Here is a 1,327-nt window from a genome sequence, read left to right as displayed (position 1 = left end):
TGTCCGAACCGTATAGATAGGTAACAGAATGGACCGATAGCATGGGTAACAGTTTTCTTGTCCGCCGGAGGACCGGCGATGGTTTGGCGAGAGACTGGCATCATGGACGAACGGCTTCGGTTTGTTGTGGATTGCCTTGCAGGCGAAGAGACGATGAGCGCGCTTTGTGCGGCCTACGGGATCTCACGTAAGTGCGGCTACAAATGGCTCGGGCGTTATCGGGATTTTGGCCCGGAAGGTTTGCACGATCTGCCGCGGGCGCCGCTCAATCATGGCCGGGCGACGCCTTGGGATGTGGTGGAGCGGATCGTGGCCATGAAGGAGGGGCACCCGCTGTGGGGGCCCAAGAAGATCATGGCCAGGCTCAAGCGTGCGGAGCCCTCCTGCGGCTGGCCTGCGGTCTCGACGGCGGGTGAGATTCTGAAGCGGCATGGACTTGTGGGGCGCAGGCGCAGGCGCTGGAAGGCGGCAGGCAATGGCCCATGGCCGGAAGCTTCGGAGCCGAACGCGGTGTGGACCGGAGACCACAAGGGCTGGTTCCGGACCCGCGACGGGTGGCGCTGCGAACCGCTGACGGTGATGGATGCGTTGAGCCGCTACCTGTTGGGGCTCGAGGCAACGAGCTCGACGGCGGATGAGGAGGCCTGGCCGGTGTTTGAACGGTTGTTTGAGGAGAACGGCCTGCCGGATCGCTTCAGAAGCGACAATGGCTCACCATTTGCGTCGGCCGGCGTCACCGGGCTGACGCCGCTTGCGGCGCGGTTCATCAAGCTCGGCATCGCCCTTGAGCGCATTCAGCCGGGCAAGCCGCAGCAGAACGGGCGCCATGAGCGTTTCCACCTGACCATGCTGCCGATGGCCAAGGCACCGGAGGCCGACAGGGCGGCTCAAGCCCAGGCGTTCGAGGCCTTCCGGCGCAGCTACAATGAGGAGCGCCCGCACGAGGCGCTTGGCATGGACACCCCGGCGCAGCATTACCGTCCCTCGACCCGCCCCATGCCCAAGACGACCCCCGAGCCGGACTATCCGGCCGAGGCGGCGGTGCGCAGCGTGCGCCAGAATGGCGCCGTCAAATGGCAGGGCGCCGAAATCTACGTCTCGGCCACGCTGGCAGGCGAGCCGATTGCCATCGAAGAGACTGAGAACGGTGAATGGGCCATGCGCTTCTATGCCCATCCGCTCGGCTTCATCGACCAGAAGCACATGAAACTGGTTCGCCGAAGCGCCAAGCGGTTGGGTTGGCGCGATGCTTCGGCGAACCCATCGTAAGGGGAAAACTGTTACCTATGTATCCGGTTCAAACTGTTACCCATCTATCGGCTGGACA

General features: G+C 63.8%; 1 protein-coding gene. It reads left to right on the top strand.

All coding sequences use genetic code 11. The features are described 5' to 3' along the window. Positions 1 to 153: 153 nt before the first annotated feature. Positions 154 to 1,269, top strand: a complete 1,116-nt coding sequence (locus EOA13_RS37085; RefSeq protein WP_245490606.1) for an integrase core domain-containing protein — start codon at positions 154 to 156, stop codon at positions 1,267 to 1,269. The last annotated feature ends 58 nt before the right edge of the window (positions 1,270 to 1,327 follow it).

Source organism: Mesorhizobium sp. M7A.F.Ca.US.011.01.1.1 (assembly GCF_003998295.1).
Classification (GTDB): domain Bacteria; phylum Pseudomonadota; class Alphaproteobacteria; order Rhizobiales; family Rhizobiaceae; genus Mesorhizobium.
Note: the sequence above shows the minus strand (reverse complement) of the source record. Positions and strands in the feature narration are given on the sequence as shown.